This window comes from Bifidobacterium primatium, assembly GCF_002802875.1.
In the GTDB taxonomy this organism is placed as follows: domain Bacteria; phylum Actinomycetota; class Actinomycetes; order Actinomycetales; family Bifidobacteriaceae; genus Galliscardovia; species Galliscardovia primatium.
In genome coordinates this window covers 119,454-134,780 of sequence record NZ_PEBI01000005.1, presented here as the reverse complement: position 1 = coordinate 134,780, position 15,327 = coordinate 119,454, and the positions used below count along the sequence as shown (strand labels likewise).

The following is a 15,327-nucleotide window of genomic DNA, read 5'->3' as shown; positions in this document are numbered from 1 at the left end:
AGGGTGAAGGCGTACATAAGGTACGTCGAACCCTCTGCAACGCGAAAGACGCTCCATTAATCGACGACGCCATAAAGGCGGTCGCCGGCGTCGCCGAGACCCGGCACGATATACGCCTTGTCGTTGAGGTGATCGTCGACTGCTGCGACGACGACCTTGAAGTTGATGGCGGGGTCGACTTCCTGCTCGAGGCGCTTGAGGCCTTCGGGGGCGGCGAGCACGTCGATGCAGGTGATTTCGCGGGCGCCGCGCTCGGCGAGGTAGTGGATGGCGTCGATCATGGTGCCGCCGGTGGCGAGCATGGGGTCGACGAGGAAGACGTGGCGGCCGGTGAGGTCGTCGGGCAGACGGTTGGCGTAGGTGATGATCTGGAGGGTTTCCTCATCGCGCTTCATGCCGAGGAAGCCGACTTCGGCGGTGGGGATCATCTTTGCCATGCCGTCGAGCATGCCGAGTCCGGCGCGCAGAATCGGAACGATGATGGGGCGCGGGTTGGCGAGCTGCTTGCCGACCATGGGGGCGACGGGCGTTTCGATGGGCTTGTCTTCAACGAGAATGTCGCGCGTGGCCTCGTAGGCTTCGAGCATGACGATCTCGGTGACGAGTTCGCGGAAGGTGCTGGACGGCGTGTTCTTGTCGCGCAGCACGGTGAGCTTATGATCCACCAGCGGGTGGGAGACAACATGCAGTTCCATAGTCATACTGCCCAGCTTAGTGGGTGGGATGGTGCGTACACGCTGCCTTGTGCGGTCGGGATGCGAGTTTTGTGGTTTTGCCCGCTGATATTCGTCGTGATGGAGCCGGTTTGGGGCTGGAATCGACGGTGGGGATGTTTGCAGACCGCAAAACTGGCGTATCGGGAAACTGCCGTATCGGGACCGATATATCGGGACCGCCGTATCGGGAAACCGATTGGGGGAGACTGGCCGAGTGAGCCGTGTTGGGTAGAGTTGGGCGCATGTGTGGCGAATATCGGCGAATCAGTGATCGGCGGATGATGGACGAGGCGTTGGCGTTGGCGGCCGAGGCGGCCGAACACGGCGACGTGCCGGTGGGTGCCGTGGTGGTGGATGCGTCCGGCGCGGTCATCGGCCGTGGACGGAATCGTCGCGAGGAGGGCGGCGACCCGCTGGCGCATGCCGAGGTGGAGGCGATGCGCGAGGCCGCGTTGGCGCGGGGGAGTTGGAATCTGAGCGATTGCACGCTGGTGGTGACGTTGGAGCCGTGCCCGATGTGTGCCGGCGCGGTGCTGACGGCGCATGTGGGTCGTGTGGTGTTCGGCGCGTGGGACGCGAAGCTGGGGGCGTGCGGTTCGGTGTGGGATGTGCTGCGCGACCCGCATGTGGGCTCGATGCCCGAGGTGGTGGGCGATGTGCGCGAATCCGAATGCCGTGCGCTGCTCACCGATTTCTTCGCCGGGAAGCGATGAATGTGCCGCCGAACGGGCCGATATTGGTAACACCGGCGAAACCGAGGGGCAATGGGAACTGTGGTTTTCCCTCGTAGGTTGTGAATCACAACGGCGGACATGAATCCGACGATGGGCTGTAATTCGCGATTCGTGATTTTGCGATTCGCAGTCGGAGATTCTCTGGCCGACGTTGCGCGACTCAGATATGAGGGGAGATGAGCGCGATGGACGAGATGATGGTCAGCCGGATCGATATCTTCCGGTTCGTGGCGGACAGGTTCTTCGCCGCCGTGCCTGCGAAGTCGGCGAAAACCGTGACGTCTGCAAAATTCGCATCTGTGAAATCCATGCCTGCGAAATCCATGATGCACGCCGTGGCTTCGCCGGCTGCGAAACATGTGTCGGCCGCGGCTCCTTCGCCACGTACGATTCACGTCACCGTCACCATGCCGGCCGACGACGTCGCCGAGGAATCCTCGGTGGCCGCCGGTTCCATGGTGAAGTGATTGCCATGGTGAAGCGGTCCTTACGGTGAAGTGATCTGCGATGACCATATTGATTCTTGCCGTTCTTTGGCGTTCGCTGCACGAGTTCGCCAAGGGGCGGCATCCTTCGTTGCGGTGAGGGGCGGCCGTTGCGGCCGGTCGAGAGGCCATGCGGACCGGATACCGTCACAGGAGGATTGCCGCCCATGACGCGACGGCCTGCCGAGGCCATGCATCCGAAACGTCTGCCGGCACGTCTGCGCCCGTGCCCGATGATGCCCGAATTGCGGGCAAAACCGCATGAAACCGCGCCTGTTGTTGGTGCAGCGCCTTAAGATGAACCCCATGGATCAGAAAGACGTACTCAAGAATCTGCAGCGCGACCACGCCGAGGAGCTCAAGCTCGCAGCGAAGCGACTCAAGGGCACCGCGCGGCATACCCGCATCATCGAATCCCCCGCGCTGTCGGCCATGACCGGCCATAAGATTCTGCTCAAGCCGGAGAACCTGCAGGTCACCGGCTCGTTCAAGATCCGTGGCGCCTACAACAAGATCGCATCGCTTTCCGAAGAGGAGCTGGCCTGCGGCATCGTGACCGCGTCCGCCGGCAACCACGCGCAGGGCGTCGCCTACGCCGCCCGTGAGCGCGGCGCCAAGGCCACCATCTGCATGCCGCAGATCACCCCGCCGCTCAAGGTCGACGCCACCAAGGCGTACGGCGCCGACGTGGTGCTCTACGGCGACGTGTTCGATGAGGCCGCCGCCAAGGCCCGCGAACTGAGCGAGCAGGAAGGCATGATCTACGTGCCGCCGTTCGACGACTACGAGGTGCTGTGCGGCCAGGGAACCATCGGCCTCGAGATCCTCGACGATGTGCCGGACGTGACCGACGTGGTCGTGCCGCTCGGCGGCGGCGGCCTCGGTGCCGGCGTGGCGCTCGCCATCAAGACGTTCCGTCCGGAGGTGCGCGTGATCGGCGCCATCCCCGAAGGCAGCCCCGCGTTCCTCAATTCGTTCCGCGCCGGCCGTGTGGTCGAGGCCGACCAGGTGATGACCTCCGCCGAAGGCGTGGCCGTGAAGCATCCGGGCGACCTGACGTTCGCGCTGCTCAACGAGTTCCTCGACGATCTCGTCACCGTGACCGAGCGTGACATCAACGAGATGATCCTGCTCATGCTGGAGAAGCACAAGCTCGTGGTGGAGGGCGCCGGCGCCGTCTCGCTCGCCGCGCTCGAGCACCTGAACCTGCGTTCGCGCAAGTTCGCCGCGGCCCCCGGCCCGCATGTGGTCGTGCCGATCGTCTCCGGCGGCAACATCGACACCGTCACCATGGGCGCCGTGATCCAGAAGGGCATGATCGCCCGCGGCCGCATCATGAACTTCGAGGTCGACCTGCCCGATACGCCGGGTCAGCTGGTGAAGGTGGCCACGCTTCTCGCCGAGCATCGTGCGAACGTCATCGCGCTGGACCACGACCAGTTCAAGGCGTCGAACCACTACACGAACGCCGTGGCACTCGGCGTGACCGTGGAGACCAACGGCCCCGATCATATCGACGAGATCCTCGCCGCCCTGCGTGAGGCCGGCTTCCAGCCGCGTCGTGTGTACTGATCGTCATATGTATCGATGTATCGGTTGATATATCGGTGATTCAGGCGGTGATTTGATCGCCGTTTCGTGCCCGAACCGTTCTGCGGTTCGGGCATTATTTGTATCTGATGTCCGCATTGTGGTCCGATGCTGACGTGTGGCGCGTCGCGGGCCGATGCGGGTGTGTCGTGCGTAAGGCCCTGACATATTCGGCATAAGGCGCATAAGGGTGGATACGGGGTGGTGTGCACTGCGGCTGTTGCTTGATGAAAGTCCATCAATGGCGATGGATTTCCTTGTAAATACAGGGATAAGCGGCATCTATCCGATGTCGGGGCGGGCTCGGCGTCGCAATGGGTCAAGGGGAGTCAGGTGTGGGAGTTTGCCTGATAGGGGGTAGGTGATGATATTTCATATAATTAAAAGCTCTTCTGTCGTATGGAATAATGCGATGTCCGCAACACGGGATTTCCCCCCGACAATCGGGTGGGGTGGGTATACTCGGTCTTTGTGCGAGGGGTGACCCGGCGCGATGATACCCGGCGTCGATGGGGTCGCCCTTGCAAATAGGTGTGCAGAGGTTTCTGCAGAGAGAAGACGGAAGAGGTCGGTATGAAGTTTCCGAAGAGTACATCCTCTCGGGGGGGGGGTATGCGTTTCTGGCGTTCGCTGAAGCCCAAGGGCTCGTGGCGTTCGCTGGTCGCCTCGACGGTGGCTGTCTGCACGCTCGGCTCCCTTGCGGTCACCGGCGTGGCCGCGGCGAGTACGTCCGCATCCGAATCGCAGCAGACGGTGTCCGAGCAGACGACGAGCCGGCAGACGGCGGACGCCCGGCAGAGCACGACGCCGTCGACCACCGATGACGCCACGAATTCCATGAAGTCCGATGCCTCCGCGACTCCTACGGAAGCCGCGACGCCGTCCGATACGAAGACCGGCGATTCCACCAAGACGGACGACAAGGCCGCCGCGAAGTCGGACGATACGAAATCAACCGGCACGACGACGAACGATGCCGAGAATTCCGACGCGGCCGGCACCGCGGCATCGGCCAAAGCGTCCAAGGCCGCCGAGGCCACGGCCGCCGACGATGCCGAGCATTCCGACTCCGAACTGGTCGACTGCAAGGCGTACACGGGCGACGACTTCAATCCCAACACGGAATTCAACTCGAAGCCGAACTGCAAGCGCCCGACGACCGGCGTGGACAACAGCATCTTCGACGATTACATCGAGACCGACGACGTGCGCAACCCGGCCGGCACCACCACGAACCTGTTCGACTACTGGTGGTATTCGGAGAACGCCGCCGATGCGCAGTACTACCCGCGCATGTACTGGAAGACCGGCATCAACAAGGGCCATCAGCTCCAGTTCAACCGCGACGCCGCCAGCTGGTCGGACGCCGAATGGAACAAGACCAATCCGGACTACAGCGGCGACATGGACATGTACAAGAAGTACAACTCCACCAGGAACAAGGCCCCTCTGGCGAACGGCCACTACCTTTCCGGCATGGTCTACAACACGCTGGATGACGGCTTCCCGAAGCTTCAGGCCGGACCGACCACCACGGGCCTTCTGCGGGATGAATCGCTGGCGTACCTGTTCAACACATCGGCGCAGAACGGCAAGCGATCGTACACGAACGTGAAGGGCCTGTTCCAGCTCAAGGACGGCTACTACACGTACGACAGCCAGCAGAACTTCGCCTCCTACGACAAGTCCTCGAACTCGTTCCGCCTGTACAAGGGCAAGGCCGTGAACACGAGCTCCAACACCTCCCCCGGCCAGTTCTTCCCGTTCAATACGGCCGCCGACGTGTTCAAGACGTCCAACGGCAAGCCGGTGACGGACTCCTCCGGCAACCTGGTGATGAACGACAGCGTCAAGTCGGCCGGTCCCGCGCTCAACCACTACATGGGTCTGAGCATGAGCAGCCGATTCGTGCAGAAGAACGACGGACGCACCGTCGACGGCACCAACAAGGACGTCACCTACGAATTCTCCGGTGACGACGACGTGTGGGTGTATATCGACGACGTGCTCGTGGGCGACCTCGGCGGTGTCCACGACCGTTCCTCGCTGAACATCAACTTCCACGACGGCACGGTCAGCCGTGCCACCGTGAACAAGAACAACCAGGTGGTGGGTTCCGTCGAGACCACGACGCTCAAGGACCTGTACGCGGCCGCCGGCAAGACGGGCAACGCCGCCAACTGGCGCGGCGACACCTTCGCCGACGATACGTACCACACGCTGAAGTTCTTCTACATGGAGCGTGGTCATCTCGATTCCGACATGGCCCTGAAGTTCAACCTCGTCACCGCTCCGGAGAGCAATATCGTCAAGGTGGACCAGGCCGGCAAGGCCGTGCCCGGCGCCGAATTCACCCTGTACACCACCGATGCCTCGTATCGCGACACGAGGGCGGCCGTCGCCTCGGGAAAGACCGACGAGAACGGCGATCTGGACCTCGTCGACCAGGCCACCGGCGCCCCGATCTTCATGGACGATGTCGTCAAGGACTACGGCACCGACCACTTCATCCTCCGGGAGACGAAGGTACCGGACGGCTACCGGCAGTCGGGCGATATGCATCTCAAATACGAGAAGAACAAATCCACCGGCGCGGGAACGAGCATCGACACCGGCGTGCTCGTCAGCGATCCGAGCACATCCAGCGCGGACGGCAACGCATGGGACACCGGCTCCCTGGCCATGGCCCAGGTGCAGGTGTCCGCTCCCGACGCGGAGAACATGTACTACACCGAGAACGGCACCAGGCATTCGCTTGACGAAGACGATCTCAAGAACGGCACGCTGTTCGCCGTGGTGTTCCAGAAGGACAACGACGGTAAGTGGCGTGGCATCTACGGCAACCAGATCGATGGCTGGAACGTCACCGATTCGGAGAACCAGGGCGGCGAGGCGGACATGCCCGCCGTGATGCAGGCGTTCAGGAAGAGCCCGCACAAGTTCAGCATGTCGTCCAGCGGATCCTACGACGTGCTGCTCAGCGACATGCCGGGCGACATCCGCGACTACTACTACTGGAGCGGCGACGGCGGCGCCGCCAAGTATTCCGTGGGCTACTACTGGTCCTCGGCCGGCGATTCCAAGAGCGTCACCGCCGAGAACACGCATCTGCTGGCCGACGAGGGCAAGGCGTCGTTCACCCGCACCTTCGCCGTGAAGCTCTACGTGACGAACATCCGCAACGCCGTCTCCGTGCAGAAGACCGACGAGAAGGGCAACCCGCTCAACGGCGCCGAATTCGCGCTGTACAAGGCCACCGGCAACGCCGACTGCGACGCCACGACCGCCGAAAAGGTGCAGCAGACCTGCGGCAGGCCGGTCGACACGCTGACCACGGCCGACCACAGGTCGACAAGCACCAACGGCGCCGGCCTCGTGGTGCCGAGATTCAACGGCAACGGCACGTTCCCGAACCACGACGGCGTGATGCTGAGCAACGACTCCACCTACTACATCGTGGAAACGAAGCAGCCGAAGGGCTACCAGCTCAACACCAGGCCAGTGAAGGTCGTCATCAACGACTACGGCGTGTTCGCCGACGCCGGCCAGAAGGACGACGGCGTGACCGTGGTCCGCGGCGTGGGCAACCTCGTGAAGACCATGGCGACCTACGGCGCCTCCGGTTCCGTGGACGGCACACTCACCTGGCTGAAGATGAAGGCGGGCCTGTATTCCAGCGCGGAGGACGAGAACTCCTCGATTCCGTTCGGCGGCACCACCGGCAAGAGCGTGAAGACCGCGAAGGTGGTGAACGGCAAGGTCGTGGACAACGATGAAGCCGATGCCGACACCACGATCCGTGTGAAGTACGGCAGCTCGTCCGCCACCGTGCTCCAGTACGAGCCGCGCACCAGCGGCGGCAACCTCGTGTACGTGACCGACACCGACTATCTGATGCCGACCACCACGCAGGATGCCGCGGAAGGCGCGCCCGGCGTCGGCCGCGTCGATCTGGGCGAGAAGCGGCTCAGCGCGCTCGTCACCGGATCCGTCATGGCCCGCATCGCCGACCAGCCGAACAAGACGGTCGCGAAGTTCGAGTTCCGCAAGGCCATCAAGGGCCGCGATTGGAAGAGCGCCGCCGATGGCGACAGCTTCACCGTCAAGGCCTCGCAGGATGCGAACGTGCCCGCGCCGAAGAACGCCACCGTGACCGTCGACAAGACGACGGGCAACGGGCTCGAAGGCTCCGACTCGTACCAGCACGTGACCTCCGACTTCGGCGACATCACGTACACGACCACCGACCTCGAGGGTGCCGAGTCCAGGACGTTCACCTATACGCTGTGCGAGCTGACCGGCGACGCCGCCAGCGACTGCGTGAACGGCCGGCACTACAACGCCACGAACAAGCTCTTCTACGACTCCAGCCAGTACAAGGCCAAGGTGACCGTGACGCTGCAGGACGACGGCTCGCTGAAGGCCGCCGTGGCATACACGGCCGCCGACGACACCGCACTGGCCGGCGACGATGTGCCGCCGATGTTCGTGAACACGAACGCCGAGACCGCGGCGCTGCCATTCACCGGTGGCACCACCGCCATGAACTGGCTGCTGCTCGGCGCGGCGCTCGCAATGATGGGCCTGCTGTCCGGCGGTATCTACCGCGAGTGGAGGCGACGCCACCAGACCATCAGCCTCTAAGGGGGTTGAACACTCTTCGGGGGGTTAAGGCTCCTAGAATAAAAGGGTGGGTGCGTGAGCGGTCACAGCCGCTCGTCATAACCAAACAGGATTTGCGGATCGGGGAAGGCTCCTGAACGGGCCGGAGCCCTCCGCGATTGCAGAACAGCAACAACCAAACAGGAAGACAGAAAGGGAGAACTCATGAAGATGAGGAAGCTCTTCGCAGGAATCGCCGCTGCAGCCACGCTGCTCGGCGGTCTTGCCCTCGGCGGCGCCACCGCGAACGCGGTCGACGCCGACGCCAACACCGGCGTGGTGACCAGCAACGCCACGTTCAAGTTCACGGTGGAGAACGCCGCCCAGTGGAGCAACCGCTCGCTGAGCTACTACAAGCTCGCCGACTACGTGCAGTACGACTCCAACACCGCCGATGCCACCGCCTCCGCCTACGGCGTGCAGACGGTGAACGGCCACGACGCCGCCATCGAGGCCGCGCTGAAGACCGCCGGCATCACCGTTCCGACCGGCGTCGATCCGATGGCCTACGCCATGGGCCTCGAAACCGGCGGCCTCGACCAGTCCGCCGCCAAGCCGTGGAACGAAGGCACGACCCGCAAGTTCGCCGACGCGCTGAAGAATGCCCTGGTCGCCACTGACCTGACCGTCGCCACGCTGACCGATGCCGCCGACAACGCCAAGACCGTCAGCCTGCCCGCCGGCGTGTACCTGTTCCTCGACACCGCCGCCTCCTCGACGGACAACGATGCCAAGGTTCTGACCGCGCAGTCCGCCGCCATGGTCGTCTCCTCCGGCACGCTCGACAAGACCGACAAGGTCATCACCGACCCGACGACCGCCGCCGAGGTGAACCTCAAGAACCACATCACCACCGTGGCCAAGACCACCGATGACAAGGACAACACCGTCTCAACCGGCCAGGACGTGAAGTACACCGTCACCACCCAGCTGCCTATCACCACCGGCTTCGCCAACTACACCTTCAAGATCGTCGATACGCCCGGCGTCGGCCAGGACGTGAACAAGGACGTCAAGGTCACCGTCGACGGCACCGAGGTCACCGAAGGCACCGACTACGAACTGACCTACGACGACACGACCGATGCCGCCAAGTTCACCGCCGATGGCGCCAAGTCCTTCACCATCGACTTCGCCAAGCTGCTCGCCAACGCCGAATACAACACCAAGCCCTACTACGGCAAGACCGTCGTCGTGACCTACACCGCCAAGGTGACCGCCGACACCGACCCCGTCACCAACGACGTCTCGGTGAACAACAACGGCACCGAGGTCAAGGACCACACCAACCTCACCCTCGGCAAGTTCGACTTCGTCAAGACCGACGCCCAGGGCAACGCTCTCGACGGTGCCAAGTTCACGATCGAGGCCGCCGACGATGACGATACCGACGACGTCGTGCCCGTCACCCCGACCAACGCCGCCGCCGAAGCCGACGCGAACGGCAAGGTGGAGTTCAAGGGCCTCGCCGACGGCCGTTACCTCGTCACCGAGACCCAGGCCCCGAGCGGCTTTGCCAACTTCATGGCCAAGTTCTACGTGACCATCTCCGGCGGAGAGGCCACGGACTTCGAGGGCGCCGACGCCTGGGGTCTTGCCCCGAGCCTGAGCGGCAAGACCGACGATGACACCTACGCCGTGAAGAACGTGCGCAACATCACCGAGCTGCCGAAGACCGGTGCCGCCGGCATCGCCCTGTTCGCAGCCCTCGGCGTGCTGCTCGCCGGCGCCGCGGCCACCGTGTTCGCCAAGTCCCGCAAGGCCAGCCGCATGCTGAACGCCTGATCGCATGATTCCGCAGCCGGCCTGATCGGCCGCGAATCATGAATCATCAGTGGCCGGGAGTCCAATGGATTCCTGGCCACTGGCATCTGTACATCGCCTTCGTGCAATCTCACCAATTTCATGCAAAGGAGCGCCGCCATGGCCAACAAGGAAATCGATTCGGAGATGAAATCCTATCTGGAATCGCTGCCTGCGGTCGAATCGGTGATGAGCGACAGAATCTACTACAGCGAGACGTTCAAGCGTTACGTAGTGCAGCGGTACGCCGCCGGCGACTCTCCCACGCGCATCTTCCGCGAAGCGGGCCTCGGCCCCTCGATCATCGGACGCAAGCGCATCGAACGCTGCATCGCCCGCTGGCACGACCGCGCGGCGGAGCTCGGCGTCGACATCAGCGCGAACGCGGAACCCGTCGCCAAACCGTCCGACTTCGCCGCCATCCCGCAGACGGAGGCCGACATCTCGGCCGAAACCACCGATGATGGTCGTCACCTCGCCGAAATCGAAATGCTGATGCGGCAGCAGGTGCTCCTGCTCGAAAAGATCCGAAGGAGCCTGCATTCGGTGGAGCAGCGACTCAACGCCCTCGAAGCCCGTGGCCATGGTCACGCCGATGCCCGTCGCGACACCGGTGCCGCCGTCGGCACCGATGTTTCCAATCCTGTCGTCTGACTACGTAACCGACTTTCGCTGTTCATCCAAAGGCGTTGCGTGATTCATCTTCCCTCCGCGTTCCGTTGCCGTTGCAACGATAGCGTGGATTCGTATGGCGGATATCCGCCTACGGAATCAATAGGGGAAGAACATGGATCGATTCATCAAACGTATTCAGGGAGGACTGCTGGCGGCGTCGATGCTGCTCGCCGTGGCGGTCATCCCCGTGCAGACGGCGGCCGCCGATGAGGGCGGCTCGCAGCCGTCCGCCGGCGCGGCGTCGCCGTACGCCGGCGTCGTCATCAACGAGGCGTATCTTTCGGGCGGCAGCAAGGGAGCCGCATACAAGAACAAGTTCGTCGAACTGTACAACACGACCGACAAGGACATCAACCTGGCCGGTTCGTCGCTGCAGTACCGTTCGTCTGCGGGCACCGGCGCGGCGAACTCCAGCGCCGACCTCACCGGCACCATCAAATCCAAGGGATACTACCTCGTCAAGGCCGGATCGAACGGCGACAACGGCGCCGATCTGCCGGCGGCCGACGTCGACGCTACCGGCCTGAACGCCAGCGGCACCAAGGGCACGCTGTTCCTCGCCGCCACGACCGACAAGCTCAGCCCCGCGACCGGCGACACCACGGCGAACACGCAGATCGTCGACGCGCTCGGATATGGCGCGACGAACACGTTCGAGAAGGTCGCAGCCACGGCGCCGACGTCCAACACCGACGTCAAGTCGCTTGACCGCACGAACGGCGCCGACACGAACGACAACAGCAAGGACTTCACGCTCAGCGCCACGATCACGCCCGGCAAGGCCAACGTCACCGATGGCGGTTCGCAGCCGAATCCCGACCCGGGCACCCAGCCGGCCGATGAGAAGACCATCGCCGAAATCCAGGGCGACGGCGACACCAGCCCGTACGTCGACAAGACCGTGACCACCAAGGGCGTGGTCACCGCCACCTACCCGGACGGCGGCTTCAACGGCTACACCATCCAGACGCCGGCGACCGGCGGCGACGTGAACCTCGCCACGCACAAGGCGTCCGACGGCCTGTTCGTCTACGACACGAAGAACGTCGGAAACCTCAAGACCGGCGACTACGTGGAGGTCTCCGGCAAGGTCAGCGAATACTACGGCCTGACCGAACTCAACGCCACCACCGCCACCAAGCTGAACGACAAGGTCGCCGACCCCACGCCGGCGAAGGTCGCGTACCCGAAGGCCGATGCCCAGCGCGAAAGCCTCGAAAGCATGCTCGTGGCCCCGCAGGGCGACTACACGGTCTCCGACGTGTACAACACGAACAAGTACGGCGAGGTCGGACTGGCCGCCGCCAAGACGCCGTTCCTCAACCCGACCGTCAAGGGACTCAAGGGCGACGCCAAGACCGGCGCCGCATACCAGGCCGAGGTCGACCGTCTGGAATCCGAGAGCGTCACTCTCGACGACGGCTCCAGCCGCAACTTCCTCGACACGAAGTACCCGGACAACGCCAATACGCCGCTGCCGTACCTGAGCAACGACCAGCCGGTGCGTGTGGGTGAGAAGGTGACGTTCACCAAGCCGGTCGTGTTCGACTACCGCAACAACTCGTGGAGGTTCCAGCCGACGACCCGCCTGACCGGCGACAACGCGAAGGACGTGCAGCCGGTGACGTTCTCCAACACCCGCACCGACACCCCGGACCTCAAGACCGTCGGCGGCGACGTGAAGCTCGGCACGTTCAACGTGCTCAACTACTTCTCCACCACGGCCGACGAGACCGGCTGCGCCACGAAGAACGCCTACGTGGACCGCGCCGGCAACCCCGTGACCGCGAAGAACTGCGACGTGCGCGGCGCCTGGGACAAGGCGAACATGGAACGTCAGCGCGCGAAGATCGTCAAGGCCATCAACAAGCTCGGCGCGGACGTCGTCTCGCTTGAGGAGATCGAGAACTCCGCCAAGGCCGCCAGCGTGGTGCCGAACGACTTCAAGGGCAACCGCCGCGACTACGCGCTCTCCACGCTGGTCGACGCGCTGAACGCCGAGGCCGGCGCCGGCACGTGGGCCTACGTGCCCAGCCCGAAGACGCTGCCCGCCCTCGACGCCGAGGACGTGATCCGCACTGCGTTCATCTACAAGCCCGCCAAGGTCGCGACCGTGGGCGAGACGCACATCCTCACCGACTCCGACGCCTTCAACGGCAAGAACGGCTACGAACACGGCCGCCAGCCCGACGCGCAGGCGTTCAAGGCCGCGGGCGCTGCGGACTCGAACGCGTTCCTCGTCGTGGCCAACCACTTCAAGTCGAAGGGCTCGGCCAGCAACGAGCAGAACCAGGACCCCGGCGACGGTTCCGGCAACGCCGACTACACGCGTCAGGCCCAGGCCGACGCGCTGCTCAAGTTCACCGATTCGGTCAAGTCCGAGCTCGGTCTTGAGAAGGTGTTCCTCGTGGGTGACTTCAACGCCTACTACGCCGAGAAGCCCATCCAGAAGATCGTGGATGCCGGATACACCGACCTGAGCGAACAGGTGAGCGAGAAGACCGGCAAGTACACGTACGCCTACACCGTCACCGACGACAAGGGCAACACGAACGGCGGCGTCGGCTCGCTCGACCACATCTTCGCCAACGCGGCCGCGCTCAAGGACGTCACCGGCGCCGACATCTGGAACATCAACTCCGTGGAATCCGTGGCCCTGGAATACTCGCGCTACAACTACAACGCGAAGAACCTGTATGTCGCCGACCAGTTCCGCGCCTCCGACCACGATCCGGTCGTCGTCGGCCTCAAGACCACTGGCGAGACCCCCGTTCCGCCGGAGTTCAAGGACACCATCAAGGATGAAGGCACCGCCGTCTACCTCAAGAAGATCGACGTCGGCACCGACACCGTCACGCTCGGCTCCAAGAACACCAAGGACGTCGACCTCTCCGGCTGGACAATCCGTGACGACAAGGACTCCGCCGACCACATCTACACCGTGCCGGACGGCACCGTGCTCAAGGCGGGCGGCGAAGTCGAGTTCAACCTCGACAAGCTCGCCGGCATCGGCCTCGGCAAGTCCGACCAGGTACGTGTGTTCGACAAGTCCGGCAAGCAGATCCTCCAATTCACCTGGAAGGGCGATGACGGCAAGGCCATCTACGTGGCCAACACCGACGCCGACGCCATGGTCAAGCAGGGCCAGGGCGGAGGCACCGACCAGCCGTCCGGCGACAAGATGGTCGTGGACGCCTGGCCCGGCCTCGACACGGTGAAGGCCATCGACGGCGTCGACGAATTCGGTGCCGGCAAGGCCACCGGCGAGCACACCGACGGCAACCTCTCCGGACTGGCCTACCAGCCCGGCGCCAACGGCAAGCCCGGCACGCTGTGGGCCGCCGACAACGACCTCAACCCCACGCTCGGCATCACCGGACCGAAGGGCGCCGGCTCCATCAACAAGTTCGTCTACGACGCCAAGTCCGGATCCTGGAAGCAGGATACGAACGACGGCTGGGGCTTCACGAAGGACGGCATCGCCAAGGGCGGCAAGCAGCTGCACTTCAAGGACGGCAAGGGCGGAGTCGATTCCGAAGGCATCACGCTTATCGGCGGCGACCCGAACAAGGGCGTGTTCATCGGTGCGGAACGCGACAACACCGACAAGAACAAGCCGCGCCCGTCCATCCTCAGCTACGACGTGACCGCCAAGACCACCGACGCCAACGGCGACGGCGCGCAGGACCTCACCGCCACGCACGAGTGGAATCTCGTCGGCGGCCTGAGCCAGTTCGGCGTGCAGCTCGCCGACGGCGACGACGCCAACCTCGGCGTCGAAGGCGTGGCGTTCATCCCGGACTCCGTGCTCACCGCCAGGAAGTTCAAGGTGAACGTGGATCCGAAGAACGTGCACGACTACGATCCGAACGGCTTCGGCAACAGCTACGGCGGGCTGTTCCTCGTGGCACTGGAGAAGACCAACGCCATCTACGCGTTCGCCCTCCAGGCCACCAAGGACGGCCACGACAACGCCTTCCCGGTCGCACAGATCCCGCTGCCCGAGGCCGCCGCCAACGCCGGCTACTCCGGACCGCGCGACCTGACCTGGGACGCCGAGCACGAGCAGCTGCTCGCTCAGGGCGACAACACCATCGGCGCCGACGAGAAGCCCACCAAGGCCATGCTCGCCACCTACGAGTTCGGCAAGGACGGCACGCTCCAGCTCACCAAGCTGAACGAGGAGCCGGCCGCTGTGGCCGCAGGCAACACCGAAGGCTTCGCCATCACGCCCGATGCCGAAGCCGCCAAGGTCGCCGGCGGCAAGGACGGCAAGACCTACAAGCCGGTGTTCTGGGCCGACGACTCCGTGACCGACGGTCACTCTCTGCGCATGGGCTACATCGAGGCCACGGCCTCGCAGCAGCCCGGAGGCAACGGCGGCGAACAGCCCGGCGGACAGCAGCCGAACAAGCCGAACAAGCCAGGCCAGGGCGGTGTTTCCGGCAATGGCAATGGCAACGCCGGTTCCAACGCCGGCACGAATGTGAATGCCGGTGCCAACGGACGGTCCGGTGTCAACGGCCCGGTCGCATCGAGCGGCGCGCTGTCGAAGACCGGTGCGGCGATCGGCGGCATCGTGCTCGCCGTGGTTGTCATCCTCGGCATCGGATTCGCGTCCATGCGTATGGCCCATCGTCGCCGTCACTGATGTGCGACGTG

The 15,327-nt window shown here is 64.1% G+C and carries 9 protein-coding genes; 7 read left to right on the top strand and 2 right to left on the bottom strand.

Annotated elements, in window-relative coordinates:
- Positions 1-56 precede the first annotated feature (56 nt).
- Positions 57-695, bottom strand: coding sequence for a uracil phosphoribosyltransferase (upp, locus tag CS006_RS09990; protein ID WP_100511686.1), 639 nt, complete (start codon positions 693-695; stop codon positions 57-59).
- 299 nt (positions 696-994) lie between these two features.
- Between upp and CS006_RS09985 the strand changes: the two genes are divergently transcribed.
- Positions 995-1,429, top strand: coding sequence for a nucleoside deaminase (locus tag CS006_RS09985; protein ID WP_279324835.1), 435 nt, complete (start codon positions 995-997; stop codon positions 1,427-1,429).
- A gap of 181 nt (positions 1,430-1,610) precedes the next feature.
- Here the strand turns inward: CS006_RS09985 and CS006_RS10805 are convergent, their stop codons facing one another.
- Positions 1,611-1,760 carry a hypothetical protein gene (locus CS006_RS10805; RefSeq protein ID WP_165777347.1) on the bottom strand — a complete coding sequence of 50 codons (150 nt, stop codon included), beginning with the start codon at positions 1,758-1,760 and terminating at the stop codon, positions 1,611-1,613.
- Here CS006_RS10805 and CS006_RS10800 point away from each other — a divergent pair.
- The 6 genes from CS006_RS10800 (at position 1,759) to CS006_RS11000 (ending at position 15,316) form a co-directional block, all read left to right on the top strand.
- Positions 1,759-1,917, top strand: coding sequence for a hypothetical protein (locus tag CS006_RS10800; protein ID WP_165777346.1), 159 nt, complete (start codon positions 1,759-1,761; stop codon positions 1,915-1,917). The genes CS006_RS10805 and CS006_RS10800 overlap by 2 nt on opposite strands.
- 324 nt (positions 1,918-2,241) lie before the next feature.
- Positions 2,242-3,507 (top strand): threonine ammonia-lyase, encoded by a 1,266-nt coding sequence (gene ilvA / locus CS006_RS09980; protein WP_100511746.1) that lies wholly within the window; start codon positions 2,242-2,244, stop codon positions 3,505-3,507.
- Between the two features lie 630 nt (positions 3,508-4,137).
- Positions 4,138-8,169, top strand: a complete 4,032-nt coding sequence (locus tag CS006_RS09975) for a SpaA isopeptide-forming pilin-related protein (RefSeq protein ID WP_100511684.1) — start codon at positions 4,138-4,140, stop codon at positions 8,167-8,169.
- Between the two features lie 183 nt (positions 8,170-8,352).
- Positions 8,353-9,972 (top strand): SpaA isopeptide-forming pilin-related protein, encoded by a 1,620-nt coding sequence (locus CS006_RS09970; RefSeq protein WP_100511683.1) that lies wholly within the window; start codon positions 8,353-8,355, stop codon positions 9,970-9,972.
- 138 nt (positions 9,973-10,110) lie between these two features.
- On the top strand, positions 10,111-10,644 hold the full coding sequence (locus tag CS006_RS09965; RefSeq protein ID WP_100511682.1) for a hypothetical protein: 534 nt from the start codon (positions 10,111-10,113) through the stop codon (positions 10,642-10,644).
- Between the two features lie 133 nt (positions 10,645-10,777).
- Positions 10,778-15,316: an ExeM/NucH family extracellular endonuclease gene (locus CS006_RS11000; protein WP_243387044.1), complete on the top strand. Its 4,539-nt coding sequence runs from the start codon at positions 10,778-10,780 to the stop codon at positions 15,314-15,316.
- Positions 15,317-15,327 lie beyond the last annotated feature (11 nt).